The following is a 15,547-nucleotide window of genomic DNA, read 5'->3' as shown; positions in this document are numbered from 1 at the left end:
TAGTCACCCCGGAATGTTTCGTTGCGGAGCGAAGTGTCCCCGCGCGTCGAGGCGGACGAGCACCCTGTCGGTCAGTGCGGGAGCCAGTCCGGTGCCGCGTGCCGCGTCGGACAGCAGGTCCAGTTCCCCGGGGGTCAGTACCGTCGCGGCCTCCTCGTCGTCGGCCGCCGCAGCCGCGAGCGTGAGGCCGCGGACCTGGGCGTCGGCGGCGACCCGTGTGCCGCAGCGTTGCGCGGCGGTCCTGCCGAGGGTGGCGGTCAGGTGCGCGGTGAGACGTTCGGCCAGCACTCGGCCGTGGGTGAGATCCAGGTTGCCTGCCATCCGCTCCGGATCGGGCCGCAGTCCCTCGGCGAGTTCCGCAGCGGTTGCGGCGCCGCCGGTCAGCCGGAGCAGTTCCCGCAGGGGCTGCCACTCGGCGTGCCAGGCACCGCCGGGCCGCTCGTCCGCGGCGAGCATGCACTGCCCGAGCACCGCCGCCTGCTGGGGCGCCTGGAGGGCGGCGGACACCAGTAACGAGCCGAGTACCGGGTTGTTTTCCTGTGGCGTCGCCGAGGAGGCGCCGCGCCCGGCCGGTCCCGGTTCGGCGGGCAGGGTCACCTCGGTGGCGGCCATGTTGCGGCAGTCGAGGCCGAACTTCCCGAGTACGCCTGTCACTTCGGTCAGCGCCGCACCGAGGCGTACCAGGGGGCCACGCGCCGTGTGCCAGGGCAGTGCTGGAGCGGCGAGTCCCAGGCGGTCGGCGAACGCGGCGCCGAGCCGGAACACGGTGGCCGGGTCGTCGCCGTCCCGGGCCAGGCCCTCCAGGACGGCGAAGTCCTGGTAACCGGCGAGGGTGCCGGCCGCACCGCCGAACTGGACGGGAAGCGTGGCCCGCACCCGGGCCACTTCTTCGGTCGCCTCGTGCACCGCCCATGCCCAGCCGGCCGCCTTCAGCCCGAACGTGGTGGGTACCGCGTGCTGAGCAAGGGTTCGGGCAGCCATCGGGGTGCCGCGGTGCCGACGGGCGAGCACCGCGAGGGCGTCCACCACACGGTCCAGGTCACGCACGAGCAGATCGAGGGCGCGGGCGGTGACCAGCATCGCGGCCGAGTCGAGGATGTCCTGACCGGTACTGCCTCGGTGCACGTGGTCGGCGGCGACCGGATCGGTTTCGGCCACCCGGTCGATCAGCTCGGCCACCAGCGCCACCACCGGGTCGGCTGTCTCTCGGGCCCGGTGCGCGAGCGCCACCGGGTCGAAGCCGCCGTCCCGGGCCACAGCCGCGATCGTCCGCGCCGCGTCCTTCGGTATCAGCCCGGTCTCCGCCTGGGCGTGGGCGAGTGCGGCCTCCACGTCGAGCAGCGCGCGCAACCATGCCTCGTCGCTGACGGCCGACTCGACGGCGCTCCCGGCACGGACCGTGCCCAGCAGGCCGACGTCACCGCCGGGGCCACGGGTCACGGAGAGGAACGGCTCGTCCGAGAATGGCTCGAACAGGTTGGACTGGGCGGGGGTGGTCATGGATTCGTCCCTTCAGGTCGGGCGGAAACGGCCGTGATCAGGCGGAATCGGGCAGGCACGGTGGGTCGTCGGGTGCGGCGCGGTTCATCGGAGGGGGACGGCGGGTGATCCGGTCGCGGCGGTCGGAGACGCGGCGGCCCCGGCTGTGGGATCACATGGCGGAGGACCTGATCGCTGCCCCGGACGCAACGACGGCGGGCCAGAGAGAGGACGGCCGTGCGGCGGCCGCCCACAGCGCTGCCCGCGCGATGGCAGCGGAGTGTTTCAAGGTGACCGAGTTGACGTCGGTCGGGCCCGGGCGGCGTGCGGCCTCAGGTGTCCACCACATGGCACGGCGGCCCGGGTGTCCAGGGCCATGCGGGTGGATCCCCATGGGAGAAGGAGCGGCGTTCGGTGCGTGCTCTGGGGTCCCCCTGCTCGCACAGCCGGTGCGTCGGCGGCTCGGCGGACATCGCCGTCCGGCGGGCGTGTCTCGGTCGGGGCATCGGTCTGCCGCGGCTTCCCTCTCAGTGTGGAGCGCGCGCGAACCGGCCGACGTCCGGATCGGCGGTGACACTGGCGCCGTATCCATTGACCGCAGCAGCCCCGGCCAGGGGCGGTAGTGCTACGGGAGGGAGGCGGCTCGGGATGCGGAGCGGGTCCGCGTCCCGAGCCGCTCGGTGACGCCTCAGGCCAACTCGGACAGCAGGGCGGCGCGCAGCGTCACACCCCGGCCGACTCCCTCGAAGTAGTGCGTGTTGGCCAACTCATCTGTTTCCGGAGGCAGTTCGGGCCCACGCGGACCTGTATGGGTGACCGGTACACCCGCCCCTACGGTGCGCAGTAACCGGGGACTGAGGACGAACCGCTCGTCGAGTGCCTCGCCGCGGCCGTGGTCGCGTACCGCGCCTTGATGGAAGTCGGACAGCTCGAACGGGATCGCGCACACCGCGTCGGAGACCCGCAACAGTTCCTCGCTGGTCTCCACGTGACGCCGGGACAGGCCGCTCTCGTCGATGAGGTCCGCCACGTCCTCCGGCAGCGTCGCGCCATCGGGTGCGAGGAAGACCAGCCCCGCGGCGCCGAAGGCGCTCAGCGCGTACACCAGGGAGCGGGCGACACGGCAGCCCGGATCACCGAGGTAGCCGACGGCCGCGCCGCGGAGTGTGCCCAACTGCTGCCGGATGGTCCACAGATCCAGCATCACCTGCGTGGGGTGCTCCCGGTCGCCCGTGCCGGCACTGATCACCGGCACCGGACTGACCTGGGCCGCTTGTTGGGCGGCGTCGTCGTCGGTGTGCCGCAGGACCAGCACGTCGACGTAGGAGCCGAGCACCCGTACGGTGTCGTCGAGGGTCTCCCGGTAGAAATCTCCGGCCCGGGTGGTCGTGACATCGGCGAAGCCGATGGCGGAGCCGCCGATCCGATGCGCGGCGGCCTCGAAACTGAGCCGGGTGCGGGTGCTGTTCTGGTAGAACGCGGTGCCCACCAGCAGTCCGGGCGCCATCCGTGAGACGACGTCCCGGGGCTGTGACTCCAGCCATGCCGCACGGTCGAACAGGGCCTCGTAGTCGGCCTCCGTCCACTCGGCCAGACTTGCCGCGTGACGCGGGCCGGAGGCCAGTGTCTTCACCACCACTCGCCCTCCACCGTCTTCATGGTCCACTTCTGCGTGTCGATCATGGAGTAGCCCGGGGCGACGGGCAGTGGTACAGCGCCCGGCAACCGGTCCAGGCCGGTGATCGCCTGGCCGAGCCGGGAGGCGAGCATGCCCTGGGCCAGTGGCGGTGTGCCGGCGAAGATCGGGCATTCCTGACGGTGGACGAACCACTCGTCGAGTGTCTCCCGGCTCGGGTAGTCGGGCATCTCCGGTATGAAGCGGCTGATGAGCTGACGTGCGTTCTTCTCGTTCATCGGCTCGTGCTGCGGTACACCGAACTAGTCCTCGGCGGTCATCGAGTCCTTCGTCCACTTGAAGAAGAACGTGCGATGCCCGAAGACCGGCGTCAGCATCATGAACCGGCACTGCTCGGAACGCCGGAATGCCTGGTGGAGGGTGTAGCGGGCGTCGATCTCGTACAGCTCGATCTTGTCGAGTACGTAGTCGCACCCCTCGAAGAACTCGTCGACGGTCTCCTCGCAGATGCCCTCGGGGAAGACGTCGATGTTCACGTCGCGTGTGGTGTCGTAGACGAGCTCGGCGACGGCCTCGGCCTTGTTGCGGCCGACGTTGCCGATCGTCGCCCCGAACTGCCTGTTGATGTTGGACACTTCGAAGGTGTCCGGGTCCGCCACCTTCAGGTTCTGCACGCCCATGCGGACGAGCCGTTCGGCGGTGGCACCTCCGATGCCACCCACGCCAGCCACACCGATCGTCGCTTCGCGAAGCTTGAGCTGCCGCTCGCGCTGCTCCTCCTCGGTGTCGCCGAGCCAGCCGAGGTTCCGCTTGACCCGCTCCCAGTAGTAGTTCTCGTCAGTCCGTTCGGCGACCAGGCGTTGGCGGTCTGCCATGGCATCCCTCCGGTTCTCTCAGGGCGTCGAGGGGGGCACCTCACGGCGGAGGTGCCGCGCTCCCCGGAACGTTCTTCATGCTAGGAGCCGGCGGCTTCGACGCGGCCCGAAGTGTCACGAGAGAACTGCCGCCTTCACCCTTCACCCGGCTGGGCCGCCACCGCTGGACGATCGAGCGCACGATGTGCGCCACGAGGCGCTCTGTTTGTATCCCCGGTTCAGCCGGGAGGAACTCGGAGGGAGGTTCTTGGGCCTGATGGCTTACCTGGATCCGAAAGGTGAAGGGGACAACAGCATGTCAGGAAACCAGTGACCGGGGCTCAGTTGTCGGAGACGGTGTGCTGGGAGGCCCGCTCGATATGGCGAAGACTGGATTGTTTGAAGCCCTATCTCCAGCAGATGCAAGTTCTCATCCGCCGGAAAGACATCTGAAATCGGCGCCGCACCCTGCACGGGGTTCGATCGTGCCCCCGTGCACCTCCGGGGTGCGGAGCGATGCCCAGCGAGGGCATTCAAGGAGATGAGTGGGACGCCTAACTCGCGCTAGAACGTACAGACAGAGACGAACGTGGGATCGCCTACGGGACGCGAGTCCTATGGCGACGGAGGCCCCGTAGTAGTCGCCGGAGTCACGACCGGCCGGGGAGGACGGGAAAGCCGTCCGCATCGGGCGAAGGGGGCCAGGTGACTCGAACACACCAGACCCGGGAGGTATGCGAAATGCAGGAAACCGTCACGTCCGGTTCGGCGGGAGGCCGCGCGGAAAAGGACCTGCCACGGCAGACCCCTCACCGCGCGGCCGACCCAACGTCCTGGCTGGGCGGCTGCCGCCGTTTGCACCGCCGCTACGAACGCAAGGCCGAGCACTTCCTGGCCTTCACCGCCATCGCCTGCAGCCTCATCTGCTACCGCAGACACGCCAAATGAGACGATGTCCAAAGCGGACCGCGGCACCGTAGCGGTCGACCTCCAAACGGGTTCGGCCGGCGCGTCCTGAGAGCGTGCGACCTACGGGCTGGGGCGACGGCTGTCGGTCTCTGCATCCTTGCGCACCGTCATGGCCCTGAGCATCCTGCCCATCCGTAAACGACGCACGCTCTGAACCAACGAGCCCACAAGATCATGATTCTCCTGCGCTCGCCGCTTCGGGTAGCGCAACATAGGCCGGGATGGCCGGTTGGCCAAACCGGCGGTTGTCCGCATCATTGACAGTCCACCGCCACGTCCTGGAGCGTGTTTGCTGAGTGCGGGGTCTTGTTGTTGTGCAGGCGGATGCCGCCGGAAGCAGCGGTTTGCCAGTGATCACGTTGTAATGGCGTGTTGATCTTGATGGCTTCGCAGCAGGTCACCGCAGGATTCGAGCGCATCGCCAGAGGATGGCCTCTCCGGCGCTCTAGAGACTCAGGGCAGCGACGAAGGCGCCCACCTCCGCGCCGGCGACGTCGAGGAGGTCTTGCCGGGTGGCACTTGACGCGCTGGACCTGGGCGAGCAGCTCAAATCGGCGCGATGCGTCAGCTATCCTGCGGAGTTCCGTCAGAACCTCGCGGTGGCCAGCAGCAGCGCCGATGTGCAGGCGTTTACCGAGCAAGCCACGGAACACAAGCTATGGGTGGCGGCAGCCCCGACATCGGCAGTCCAATTCTCACCCAGATCGCCCACCACGGAGAGAGGATCTATTCATGGGTGACCTGCTGACTCCCATCATCGCAGCTGCTTCAGCTCTGCTGGGCGTCGATCTGACCGGCGCCATTAATGCTCGTTCCGATAAACGCAAAGACGAAGCTCTTGAGCGGCAGCAATTGCATCAGGAGTCCGTTCAGGAGCGAAATCACCTACGTGAGCTTGATGCCGACCGTAAATCTGCCGGCTCAGCCTTCCCAGGTTCGAACCCTGGCGCCGCCACACGGGATACCAAGGGCCCGTGACCTGCCTTTTGAGCAGGTCACGGGCCCTTGCACCTGAACCTCCGGCTCCCGGAAACTGATGCGGCGAGGTCGTCCCCAGTCCGCGCACAAAGGCCCACCAAGCTCGATCGCGCGTAGGAAGGCACGCGCTTCGGGCTTATCGGCGGTCATCCGTCCCGGTGTCGTCCACCTGCTCGCCTTCCGCTTGGGACGGCTCAGTCCTGGGGACATCTGGGTGCATGGCCGCCCCTTCGGCAGGATCGTCCCGCTCGCCCTCAGCCTGGGAGGGCGTGTGAGAGTACAGCCACGGTTCGTAGTCCGTGTCCGAGGCGCCGGTTTTCATGGCAGGCCTCCTTCGTCGCTTGCCTTCCATGCTCCTCCTCGGACCGCTGTAGAGCTAGGGCGGTAGCCGGCTCTGGAGGGGACGGGGACGGGAAGCCAGCGTTTTGAACGCTGGACGCACATCCTTGCTGGGGATGGGGTGCGAGCGCGAGATCTTGGGGGCTGTAGATCCGCTGACGGAGCGACTCGTGGTGATGCTTCCACGCCTGACTGCCGTCGTGACCGTTGCCTGCTCCGTGGGCCAGCGGGGCGTGCGGAGCACGATCAGACGGTCGCGAACCCAGCACCAGCGGCACCGCGGCTACGAACATGATGACGGCCGGGATACCGACTCCCTTCGTGTCGCCTCCGCGGACGTGCGTGATCACGGCGCCCAGGAAGTACAGGACGACACCGATCGCCGCCGCGATGCCGGGCGTGCGCGGAAGCTGACCGCCCGCCCCTGGCTTGACCTCATCGCCCTGGCCTGAGCGGCCCTACAGGGGCTGGGGCAGCACAGCAGGGAAGAGCATTTGCATGAGAGTGCCGCTACTGCCACTCATGCAGGAGCGGTGTAACAGTGGGACACCTCCTGATCAGGGTTTTTTCCCTGGTTTAAGGGCACTCGGCCAGTGAGTGCGGAGGCACCGAGATGAGTAGCGGAGAGAAAGTCAAAGCAAAGGCCGAACAGGTTGCAGGAAAGACCGTGCGAAAGGTGGCCCATGCCATGCATAAGGACACCCTCGCAGCAAAGGGAGCCGCCCTCGAAGCCCGAGGCAAGATGCGGGGCACGAAAGAGAGGGCCAAGGACCCCTTCAAGCGCTGACACCGCTGTGACATTGAGTCACCGTGATCGCGTGGCCATGAAACCCATTGGTAGGGCAGTAGCCATCCTGCCAGGGAGCGCAGCAGGGGCAGTGCGCGTCCTCGTGCGGTGGGCGCTCGACACACCTCCGACACAGTCTGCGCCGCTGACACCCTCTGGCGGACTCCGCCGCAGGGTCAGAGAGCCGTGCGAGGTGATCGGCGCAATCACTCCGGAGCCGTGTGCGCAGGTTCGAATCCTGCCGGGGGCACTTCGCATGAGGTGCCTAAAGACCCCGCCGCCAGCGCGTTTGCTGGGTGCGGGGTCTTGTTTGTTTGTGCAGGGGGGATGCGGTCGGAAGCAGCCGTTTGCCAGTGATCACGTTGTAATAGCGTGTTGATCTTGGAGTGAATTCTTCCGGCATCCCCCCACGCCAGCGCCCTCCCTGACTCTGTCTACCCTGCCCGTTGCCGCCCCTCTGGCCGTCAGCTCCCGCCGGCCGGATCACCCCAGTACTCCGGTGCCTGCGGTGGAATCCAAAGATCGGCCTCGGGCCGCTCAAGGACGGGTGGGTCTACATGGCTGGGCAACGGAGCCCCGTCGATGACGGCCTCAAGCGAGGACTGCACGAAACGCAGGTAGCCCCGCACGTCTGTCACGAGCCGCTCGGGATGTTCACGACCCTTGCCACGCCACCCAGCGTCATAGACCAGCTTCACGAGCGCCCTGTATCGGGATCGCACCTCTGTGTCACTTATCGCGAAGAGGTCGGTCATCATGCCCCGGCGCAGAGCTTGCAGAGCGGCACGGCACTCTTCCCGGGCGTGCACGCTCAGCCTGGGTATCTCCTCCGACACATCTGGCAAGGAGGGTAGCCATGCGTACAGGGTGGCCAGTCTCTCCAGCAGCTGGATTGCCGCAACTGTCGCGCGCTCACGCTCTCTTTCAGAGCGTGCCAGTCGGGAAGTGGCAGCTTCCTGAGCGAGAGCCAAGTCCGTCTGAGCGGTGATCGTCCTCTCTGTCTGCCAACGCGCGACCAGGACCGTAATCGCACCACCGACCAGGGTGCCCACCAGGGCGCTCACAGCCTGACTCACAAGATCGCTCCACCCCGCCACTCCCATATCGTCGAGCAGCCAGCTGAGCCACGCAAGAAGCGCGCGGAACCGCGCTCCCTTGGTGGCTGTCAACCGTACGAACAACGGGAGCCTCGGACCCATACAGGCCAGAGGCTCCCCTTCGCTGGTCATGCAGTTGCGTCAGTCCGTGATGTCGTCCCCTCCCCCAGACCCTGCATGATCCGGTCGTTCATCTCCTCCTGGCCGTCGATGCACTTGGCGTAGAACTTCAGAAGGACGTCCACCGAATGGCCAGCACGAGCAGCGACCTCAGGCGCCGGCACTCCGGAATTGAGCCACTGGGACACACCCGCGTGCCGGAGGTCGTACGGCCGGAAGGCCAACACCGAGGAGACCTGACCGGGGACGAGCGCCAGTTCCCGAGCCTGCTTCCACGCGCGGGAGTACGACGAGGCGGCGATCACGTTTCCCCGCTCGCTGGAGGACAGGCGGCCGTCCTTCGCCGTACCGAACTCCTTCAGGTGATCCCGAAGCAGCCGGACCAGCGGAGGCGGAATCGGAACGATGCGCACCTCACCGTGAGCCCGTTGCTTGAGCCCTCGCCGATCGTGCGCCTCCCCGGAGTCCGTCCACGCCTTGCCCGCTGTCGGACGAGTCTCCGTCAGCTCGATGCGGCTCCACCCGGATGCCGGAAGCGTGCAGTCGGAGCGGCGAAGGCCCAGCGCCTCCCCCGGTCGCATGGCCGCGTAGTACAGGCACCCGAAAAGGCGCTGTCGTTCGGGGCTTTCGACATCCTCCCGGTGCGCCGCGCCTCGTGGGGTGATGGCCGGCTCAGCGCTGGAGCAGGCGCAGTTGGAGCCACACCGCGAGTCGGTCGTCGGGCTGTTCCAGGGACAGGCCGAAGAGTTCGGCGGTGCGTCGCAGGCGGTAGCGGAGGGTGTTTGTGTGCACGCCCAGGCGTGCCGCGGCTTCGGCGACGTTGCCCACGGCTTCCAGCCAGGCCAGGACCGAGACGACGAAATCCGTTCCGTTCTCGGTGTCGTGAGCGGCCATCGCGGCGACGCCGGGGTGTCTCAGGCGTGGTTCGTGGCCGAGTTCGTCGCCGACGCGGGCCAGCAGGAGCCGTGCGCGCACGTCGCCGAGGGTGGCGACGGGCGGTGCGTCCGGGTGGGCGGTGGTCACCCTGAGAATGTCGTCTGTCTCGCGGCGCATCGCGGGCAGACGTGCCGGATCCGTGTCAGTAGGGGCGATGGCCGCGCGGACGAAGTCGCCGAAGGAGCCGCGGACCGAGGTGAGCGCGCCTTTGGCGAGGCGGGTCGCGGCCGCGGAGCCGCCGCCGGGTAGCAGGACGTAGATGGCGCGGGATGTCGTGGCGATGCTTGCGTCGGGGCGGACGGGCACGACGTAGCGGGTCAGGGCGTGCCCCAGGTGGGCTGTCAGGGCGAGGAGACCCCTCGCGTCGGCGGAGGCCGCGAATCCGATAAGGCCGAGTTCGGCTCCTGGCGGGATGGACAGACGGAAGCTGGTCTCGTGGGTGGGCCACAGGCCCTCCAACGCGCCCAGTAGCGCGCTCTCGCGCTTCTGGAGTTCGAGTTCGCTCGCGTTGCGGTTGCGGAGAATGTGCAGTGCGGCCAGTCGTGCGCAGTCGATCAGAGCTCGTTCTCCGTCGGCGCCGATGCCGTCGGGGCTTTCGATCGCCCAGATCGTGCCGAGGGGCTGGGTGCCGGCCCTGATGGTGATGGCTGCTCGGGGCAGGGCGCCGAGCGCCTCGGGGAAGCGGACCACGCCTTCGGAGCCGAGCAGGATGCGATAGCGCTCCAGGTTGTGGTCGATCTCCGGGACCCGGCGGCTGAGAATTCCTTCGCGGCGCAGGGAGTCGATGCGCTGATCGGGAGATGACGAATAGGCCATCACCCGTCGGTCCAGGTCCTCGATCGCGACGGACCCGCCGATGACGGCGCTGACGGCGTTCGCCAGAGCGAAGAGGCCGTCTCCGATGTCTGCCGCCGACCCGCCGCCGACGCCTTGCGAGCCCAGGGCGGAGAGGAGCAACGCGTCGAGGTGACGCCAGGAGACCTCGTCCGCCGCCGCCAGCAGGGTGAGGCCGCTGCCCTCCGCCTCGGCGACCAGTTCGGTGCCGTTCACCCCCCTGAGCTTGACGACCATGGCGCTGTACCCGAGTCGAGCAGCTTCCCCTACGAGTTCGGCTGCCGCCGGCTGGTCGGCCAGCAGCCCCGGCATCAGCAGTACCTGGTCACGCCCGGGGGGCAGCGGGTCGGCGGGGTCGTGGAGAACGGTGCCCCGCACCGGATGTTCCAGCGCGTCCTGCGCGGTCAGTGCCTTGAGGATCGGCGCTCCGATGCTCTCGACAAGGTGACGGACAGTGAAAGCCCTGCTACTTGGCCGATCCGACAACGACATGGCCAGATCCTAAAACAATCGGACTAGGACTCCTGGTGCGGGCGAAATACACAATCGCCGCAACACCCAGCACGGACTGCACGTCCGACCGAACGGAGACGCAGATGGCCAGAACTCGTCTCGTCGCTGCTGTTGCTGCGACGACCATGGCAACGCTCCTCACCGCCTGTACCGGTAACGGCGCAACCGACACCTCCGCGGCGAGCGGAGGCAAGGCGGCCACCGCGTCGGTCGCCGCCGACCCGGCGGTCGCGAAGCTGCTGCCCGCACGCTTCAAAAACGGGATCAACGTGGCCAGCGGCGTCTACGCGCCGATGGAAATGCTCGACTCCCAGCAGAAGTTCACCGGATTCGACTACGACCTGGGGCAGGCGCTCGGAGCCAAGCTCGACGTCCCGTTCACCTTCACCAATCAGGCGTTCGACAGCATCATCCCGTCACTCCAGTCCGGCAAGCACGAGATCATCATGTACGGGATGAACGACACCCCGGCACGGCAGAAGAGCCTGTACTTCGTCGACTACTTCCACGCCGGCATGGACATCATCGTGAAGAAGGGCAACCCCGAGAAGGTCCGCAGCGTGCTGGACCTGTGCGGCAAGTCCGTCACGGTCGCCAAGGCCACCACGCAGGCCGACCTCATGAGGGCGCAGGCCCCGAGCTGCAGGGCCGCCGGCAAGAAGCCGATCACCGTGGTCGAGCTGCCCACCGAGGGCGACTCCCTGGTCGCCGTCCGCGCCGGCAAGGGCACCGCCGACGTCCTCGACGCGGCGGTCGCCGAGTACACCGCCCGGACGGCCGGCAACGGCAAGCAGTTCGAGGTCGTCCACGACGCCGCGCACCCCACCGGCTACGCGCCGGTCTTCACCGGCATCGGGGTGCTCCGCAAGGACCACGACCTCGTCCTGGCCCTCCAGGCGGCGCTGACCTCGGTCATCAAGGACGGCACGTACGGCAAGATCCTGACGAAGTACGGTCTGTCGTCGTACGGCGTCACCGCTGCGAAGATCAACGCCGGATGAGCGCCACGGACATGACTGTGAAGTCCACCGCCGGGACACACGACGTGGCCGCCGCGCCCCGGAGCCACCCGGGGCGCTGGATCGCCGCAGCCGCACTGGCCGTCCTGTGCGTGGGGTGGGTGGTCTCCCTCTGGAGCAACCAGAACATCGACCACGCCACCATCGCCGACTTCCTCTTCGACGGGCGGATCCTCCAAGGCGTCCTGCTCACGGTGGGCCTCACCGCCTGCTCGATGCTGCTGGCGACAGCCCTCGCCGTCGCGCTCGCCGTGATGCGGCTCTCCGCGAATCCGGTGTTGCGCGTGGTCTCCTGGGGCTACACGTGGTTCTTCAGGGGCACCCCGCTGCTCGTCCAGATCGTCTTCTGGGGCTATCTCGGCCTGCTGTACGAGAAGATCAGCCTCGGTGTTCCGTTCACCTCCATCCACTTCTTCTCCGCGAACACCAACACGATCGTCACCCCGTTCGTCGCCGGACTGCTGGCGCTCGGGATGAACGAAGCCGCCTACGCCTCCGAGATCGTCCGCGCCGGTCTGCTCTCCGTCGACCACGGCCAGGTCGAAGCGGCTCACTCGCTGGGCATGTCACCCGCGTACACCCTGCGACGCGTCATCGTGCCCCAGGCGATGCGGGTGATCATCCCGCCGATGGGCAACGAGACGATCTCGATGCTCAAGAACACCGCCCTCCTCCAGCTGATCGCGGTGCCGGAGCTTTACACGCGCGCGAGCTGGATCTCCGCGCAGAACCTCAGCCAGGTCGAACTGCTGATCGTCGCGAGCGCCTGGTACCTGGTCCTCACCTCGGTGCTGTCCGTACCGCAGTACTACCTCGAACGCCGTTACGGCCGCGGCGCGGGCCGCAGCCTGCCCGCCACACCGTGGCAGCAGGCCCGACAGACGGTCACGCGGATCCGGACCCGCGTCGCACAGGTCGCTCACACCCATCCCCGGAACGCCAGGACGGAGGCGGACTCATGACCCCGAGCCCGTTGGTCGAGGCCAGGAACGTACGGAAGCACTTCGGCGCCCACCACGTACTCAAGGGCATAGACCTCGAAGTCCGGCGGGGGGAGGTGATGTGCCTGCTCGGGCCGTCCGGTTCGGGCAAGTCGACCTTCCTGCGCTGCATCAACCACCTGGAAAAGGTCGACGGCGGCCGTATCTATGTCGACGGCGAGTTGATGGGCTACGAGGAACACGCCTCCCGCAAGGGCCATGCCAGGGAGATGAAGCCGAAGCAGATCGCGGCTCAGCGCCGCAGCATCGGCATGGTCTTCCAGCGGTTCAATCTGTTCCCCCACCTCACGGCCCTGGAGAACATCACCGAGGCCCCGATCGGAGTGGCTCGCCAGAGCCGGCCGGAAGCCCGGTCGCGCGGCATGGAACTGCTGCGGCGGGTCGGCCTCACCGACCACGCCGGCGCCTATCCGGCCCGTCTGTCAGGAGGTCAGCAGCAAAGGGTCGCCATCGCACGCGCGCTCGCCATGGAACCGAAGCTGATGCTCTTCGACGAGCCGACCTCCGCGCTGGACCCCGAACTCGTCGGTGACGTGCTGAGCGTGATGCGCGACCTCGCGAGGAGCGGAATGACGATGATCGTGGTCACCCATGAAATCGGCTTCGCCCGCGAGGTGGCGGACCAGGTCGTCTTCATGGACGACGGCATCGTCGTCGAGTCCGGCGCACCGTCCCGTGTCATCGACGATCCGCGGCACGAGCGCACGAGGGCATTCCTCGACAGCGTCCTGTAGATCGATCAGGTGTGCCGCCCCTACGCCCCTACGCCCCTACGCCCCTACGCCCCTACGCCCCTACGAGAGGCGACAACTCCGTGTCTGACAATGTCCACCGGCCCCTGATCGCGGTGACGGTCGGCCGGGACCTGCCCGACCGCCCATCCGTCCTGAGACTGGCGGAGACCTCCGTACGGGTGCTGACCAATACGGGCGCCATACCCATCGTCATCGTGCCCGGAATCGACACCGCCGCCGTCCAGTACGTGATGGAACGCGTCGACGGCCTGCTGCTGCCCGGCGGAATCGGGGCGCCCGACCCCCACCCCCGACATTTCGGCGAGGACCCGCGGCCCGAGACAGTCATCGACGCGGACCTCGACGCACTGGAAATCGCCGCCATTCACGGTGCGGTCCGCCTGGGAATGCCCGTACTCGGCATCTGCCGCGGTTGCCAGATCCTCAACGTCGCCCTGGGCGGCAGTCTGATCCAGCACCTGGAGCCGGGCGACGTGTCCCATCTACCGGGACTTCCGCTGGACTCCGAAGCGCATGACCTTCTGATCGAGGACGACTCTCGCCTCGCCAGACTGTCCGGAGCACGGTTGCTCCGGGTCAACAGCCTGCACCATCAGGCCATTGCCAGGCCCGCACCGCCCCTACGAGTGGTCGGCAGGGCCGAGGACGGCATCGTGGAAGCCGTCGAATCGACCGACCCCGACCGGTGGATCATCGGCGTCCAGTACCACCCGGAGGAGCTGACCGGCCAACCTGCCCACCGCCGGCTCTTCGAGGATTTCATCTCGTGCTCTGCCCGGTACGCGGCTGCTCGCGACCAGGAAAGGACCGTTTCCGCATGACGAACTCCCCAGCAGGCGAGCGGCGCGAACGCATCCTGCGTGCGGCCGTACGGGATCGGCTCGTCGAACCCGACAGCGCCGTCCTGGCCGCCTTCGTCGACCTCGACGGGGTCGCGGCGAGTGTCGCGGCGCTGCAGAAGGCGTTTCCCGACTCGGTGAACGTCCTGCACACCTTCGCGGCGAAGGCGAACTGTCTGGTGCCGGTGCTGGCGGAGTTGCGCGACCTCGGTATGGGCTGCGAAGTGGCCAGTCCGGGAGAGCTCGCGCAGGCGCTGGCCGCCGGCTTCGCGCCGGAACAGATCGTCTACGACTCTCCGGCGAAGACCCGCTCCGACCTTCGCCAGGCTCTCGAACTGGGCGTCGCGGTCAACGCGGACAACTTCGAGGAACTCGCCCGCATCGACGAGATCCTCGCGGCCCGTGCCTCCGAGTCCGCCCCCGCCTCCCGCATAGGTGTCCGCCTCAATCCCCAGGTCGGTGGCGGCGGAATCGCAGAGATGAGCACGGCCACCGCGACCTCGAAGTTCGGCATCGCCCTGGAAGACGACGGAAATCGGCAGCGGCTCCTTGCCGCCTACCGTGACCGGCCATGGCTGACATGGGTCCACGCGCACGTCGGATCACAGGGCTGCCCGCTCGAACTGATCGCCCAGGGCGTCGCGAAGGCCGTGGCCTTCGCCGACGAGGTCAACGTAACCTGTGGCCGAGGCCAGGTGACCGGCATCGACATCGGCGGCGGGCTCCCCGTCAACTTCGCCGACGACGAGACGACGCCCGGCTTCGACGACTACGTCGCCACTCTCCAGGCTCATGCCCCGGCCCTGTTCACCGGCGAATACCGGATCGTCACCGAGTTCGGACGATCCCTGCTGGCCAAGAACGGCTTCACCGCCGCCTGCGTGGAATACACCAAGATCTCCGGCGGACGCCCGATCGCGATCACCCATGCCGGGGCTCAGGTCGCCACCCGGACCGTGTTCATGCCGGCTGCCTGGCCCCTGCGCCTCACCGCCCACGGACCCGACGGGACGCTCAAGCAAGGCGAACCCGTGCCCCAGGACATCGCGGGCCCCTGCTGCTTCGCGGGCGACCTGCTCGCCGAGGCCCGCCCGCTGCCCCTGCTCACCCCAGGCGACATCGTCGCCCTCCTGGACACCGGCGCGTACTACTCCTCCACCCCCTTCCACTACAACAGCCTGCCCGACCCCGCCGTCCACGGAGTGCGCGTCGATCCCGACGGCCACGTCCACTTCAGGCCCCTCCGGCGGGCTGAGACCATCGACGACGTCCTCTCACGATCTGGCCACTGACACCGCCCGGAACGACAAAAAGGGCCGGCACCACGAACGCGCTCTCCGCGCTTCGGCCCGATCCTCGGAACACCGAGAGGGCGTACCGCGGAGTGAGCC

Annotated in this window: 15 protein-coding genes and 3 pseudogenes; 8 read left to right on the top strand and 10 right to left on the bottom strand. The window is 67.9% G+C overall.

Annotated features, from left to right (window positions below; all coding sequences use genetic code 11):
• Positions 1 to 3: 3 nt before the first annotated feature.
• The 4 genes from OHB00_RS34180 to OHB00_RS34165 form a co-directional block, all read right to left on the bottom strand.
• Positions 4 to 1,500, bottom strand: a complete 1,497-nt coding sequence (locus tag OHB00_RS34180) for a lyase family protein (RefSeq protein ID WP_406440557.1) — start codon at positions 1,498 to 1,500, stop codon at positions 4 to 6.
• A gap of 667 nt (positions 1,501 to 2,167) precedes the next feature.
• Positions 2,168 to 3,115, bottom strand: a complete 948-nt coding sequence (locus tag OHB00_RS34175) for a hypothetical protein (RefSeq protein WP_406440556.1) — start codon at positions 3,113 to 3,115, stop codon at positions 2,168 to 2,170.
• Positions 3,109 to 3,393 carry a hypothetical protein gene (locus tag OHB00_RS34170; RefSeq protein ID WP_406440554.1) on the bottom strand — a complete coding sequence of 95 codons (285 nt, stop codon included), beginning with the start codon at positions 3,391 to 3,393 and terminating at the stop codon, positions 3,109 to 3,111. The genes OHB00_RS34175 and OHB00_RS34170 overlap by 7 nt, the downstream gene beginning before the upstream one ends.
• Positions 3,394 to 3,417: 24 nt before the next feature.
• A complete protein-coding gene (locus OHB00_RS34165) occupies positions 3,418 to 3,990 on the bottom strand; it encodes a ThiF family adenylyltransferase (protein ID WP_406440552.1) in 573 nt (190 codons plus the stop codon).
• Between the two features lie 810 nt (positions 3,991 to 4,800).
• Between OHB00_RS34165 and OHB00_RS34160 the strand changes: the two are divergent.
• Positions 4,801 to 4,917, top strand: a pseudogene (locus OHB00_RS34160) (IS5/IS1182 family transposase); the annotation flags it as partial.
• A gap of 275 nt (positions 4,918 to 5,192) precedes the next feature.
• On the opposite strand, the gene OHB00_RS34155 reads toward OHB00_RS34160, so the two are convergent.
• A complete protein-coding gene (locus tag OHB00_RS34155) occupies positions 5,193 to 5,357 on the bottom strand; it encodes a hypothetical protein (RefSeq protein WP_406440550.1) in 165 nt (54 codons plus the stop codon).
• Positions 5,358 to 5,410: 53 nt separating this feature from the next.
• Between OHB00_RS34155 and OHB00_RS34150 the strand changes: the two are divergent.
• Together OHB00_RS34150 and OHB00_RS34145 are read left to right on the top strand one after the other, a co-directional pair.
• Positions 5,411 to 5,678: pseudogene (locus OHB00_RS34150) on the top strand (hypothetical protein); the annotation flags it as partial.
• Positions 5,671 to 5,916: a hypothetical protein gene (locus tag OHB00_RS34145; RefSeq protein WP_406440548.1), complete on the top strand. Its 246-nt coding sequence runs from the start codon at positions 5,671 to 5,673 to the stop codon at positions 5,914 to 5,916. The pseudogene OHB00_RS34150 and the gene OHB00_RS34145, both read left to right, overlap by 8 nt.
• A 136-nt stretch (positions 5,917 to 6,052) precedes the next feature.
• On the opposite strand, the gene OHB00_RS34140 is transcribed toward OHB00_RS34145, so the two are convergent.
• From OHB00_RS34140 to OHB00_RS34120, 5 genes and pseudogenes are all read right to left on the bottom strand, one after another.
• A complete protein-coding gene (locus OHB00_RS34140; protein WP_406440546.1) occupies positions 6,053 to 6,238 on the bottom strand; it encodes a hypothetical protein in 186 nt (61 codons plus the stop codon).
• Positions 6,171 to 6,647: a DoxX family protein gene (locus OHB00_RS34135; RefSeq protein WP_406446115.1), complete on the bottom strand. Its 477-nt coding sequence runs from the start codon at positions 6,645 to 6,647 to the stop codon at positions 6,171 to 6,173. The genes OHB00_RS34140 and OHB00_RS34135 overlap by 68 nt, the downstream gene beginning before the upstream one ends.
• An 859-nt stretch (positions 6,648 to 7,506) precedes the next feature.
• Positions 7,507 to 8,271 (bottom strand): hypothetical protein, encoded by a 765-nt coding sequence (locus OHB00_RS34130; protein WP_406440544.1) that lies wholly within the window; start codon positions 8,269 to 8,271, stop codon positions 7,507 to 7,509.
• Positions 8,268 to 8,864: pseudogene (locus OHB00_RS34125) on the bottom strand (tyrosine-type recombinase/integrase); the annotation flags it as partial. The gene OHB00_RS34130 and the pseudogene OHB00_RS34125, both read right to left, overlap by 4 nt.
• 67 nt (positions 8,865 to 8,931) lie before the next feature.
• Positions 8,932 to 10,521 carry a PucR family transcriptional regulator gene (locus tag OHB00_RS34120; protein WP_406440542.1) on the bottom strand — a complete coding sequence of 530 codons (1,590 nt, stop codon included), beginning with the start codon at positions 10,519 to 10,521 and terminating at the stop codon, positions 8,932 to 8,934.
• A 104-nt stretch (positions 10,522 to 10,625) separates the two neighbouring features.
• Between OHB00_RS34120 and OHB00_RS34115 the strand changes: the two genes are divergently transcribed.
• From OHB00_RS34115 to OHB00_RS34095, 5 genes are all read left to right on the top strand, one after another.
• On the top strand, positions 10,626 to 11,543 hold the full coding sequence (locus OHB00_RS34115) for an ABC transporter substrate-binding protein (RefSeq protein WP_406440540.1): 918 nt from the start codon (positions 10,626 to 10,628) through the stop codon (positions 11,541 to 11,543).
• A gap of 11 nt (positions 11,544 to 11,554) precedes the next feature.
• Positions 11,555 to 12,523 carry an amino acid ABC transporter permease gene (locus tag OHB00_RS34110; protein WP_406440539.1) on the top strand — a complete coding sequence of 323 codons (969 nt, stop codon included), beginning with the start codon at positions 11,555 to 11,557 and terminating at the stop codon, positions 12,521 to 12,523.
• The gene (locus tag OHB00_RS34105; RefSeq protein ID WP_406440537.1) at positions 12,520 to 13,296 is read left to right on the top strand and encodes an amino acid ABC transporter ATP-binding protein; all 777 of its coding nucleotides are present in this window, start codon (positions 12,520 to 12,522) and stop codon (positions 13,294 to 13,296) included. The genes OHB00_RS34110 and OHB00_RS34105 overlap by 4 nt, the downstream gene beginning before the upstream one ends.
• Before the next feature lie 179 nt (positions 13,297 to 13,475).
• On the top strand, positions 13,476 to 14,138 hold the full coding sequence (locus OHB00_RS34100) for a gamma-glutamyl-gamma-aminobutyrate hydrolase family protein (protein WP_406440536.1): 663 nt from the start codon (positions 13,476 to 13,478) through the stop codon (positions 14,136 to 14,138).
• Positions 14,135 to 15,448: a diaminopimelate decarboxylase gene (locus OHB00_RS34095; protein ID WP_406440534.1), complete on the top strand. Its 1,314-nt coding sequence runs from the start codon at positions 14,135 to 14,137 to the stop codon at positions 15,446 to 15,448. Before OHB00_RS34100 ends, OHB00_RS34095 begins: the two co-directional genes overlap by 4 nt.
• The last annotated feature ends 99 nt before the right edge of the window (positions 15,449 to 15,547 follow it).

The organism is Streptomyces sp. NBC_00631 (genome assembly GCF_045206895.1).
In the GTDB taxonomy this organism is placed as follows: Bacteria; Actinomycetota; Actinomycetes; order Streptomycetales; family Streptomycetaceae; genus Streptomyces.
Note: the sequence above shows the minus strand (reverse complement) of the source record. Positions and strands in the feature narration are given on the sequence as shown.

Bases quoted from the DNA above. Each gene is read 5' to 3' on its own strand.
- OHB00_RS34130 (WP_406440544.1), bottom strand. From the start codon at position 8,271: ATGACCAGCGAAGGGGAGCCTCTGGCCTGTATGGGTCCGAGGCTCCCG.
- OHB00_RS34110 (WP_406440539.1), top strand. From the start codon at position 11,555: ATGACTGTGAAGTCCACCGCCGGGACACACGACGTGGCCGCCGCGCCC.
- OHB00_RS34170 (WP_406440554.1), bottom strand. From the start codon at position 3,393: ATGAACGAGAAGAACGCACGTCAGCTCATCAGCCGCTTCATACCGGAG.
- OHB00_RS34140 (WP_406440546.1), bottom strand. From the start codon at position 6,238: ATGAAAACCGGCGCCTCGGACACGGACTACGAACCGTGGCTGTACTCT.
- OHB00_RS34145 (WP_406440548.1), top strand. From the start codon at position 5,671: ATGGGTGACCTGCTGACTCCCATCATCGCAGCTGCTTCAGCTCTGCTG.
- OHB00_RS34115 (WP_406440540.1), top strand. From the start codon at position 10,626: ATGGCCAGAACTCGTCTCGTCGCTGCTGTTGCTGCGACGACCATGGCA.
- OHB00_RS34180 (WP_406440557.1), bottom strand. From the start codon at position 1,500: ATGACCACCCCCGCCCAGTCCAACCTGTTCGAGCCATTCTCGGACGAG.
- OHB00_RS34155 (WP_406440550.1), bottom strand. From the start codon at position 5,357: ATGCGCTCGAATCCTGCGGTGACCTGCTGCGAAGCCATCAAGATCAAC.
- OHB00_RS34120 (WP_406440542.1), bottom strand. From the start codon at position 10,521: ATGTCGTTGTCGGATCGGCCAAGTAGCAGGGCTTTCACTGTCCGTCAC.
- OHB00_RS34105 (WP_406440537.1), top strand. From the start codon at position 12,520: ATGACCCCGAGCCCGTTGGTCGAGGCCAGGAACGTACGGAAGCACTTC.
- OHB00_RS34165 (WP_406440552.1), bottom strand. From the start codon at position 3,990: ATGGCAGACCGCCAACGCCTGGTCGCCGAACGGACTGACGAGAACTAC.
- OHB00_RS34095 (WP_406440534.1), top strand. From the start codon at position 14,135: ATGACGAACTCCCCAGCAGGCGAGCGGCGCGAACGCATCCTGCGTGCG.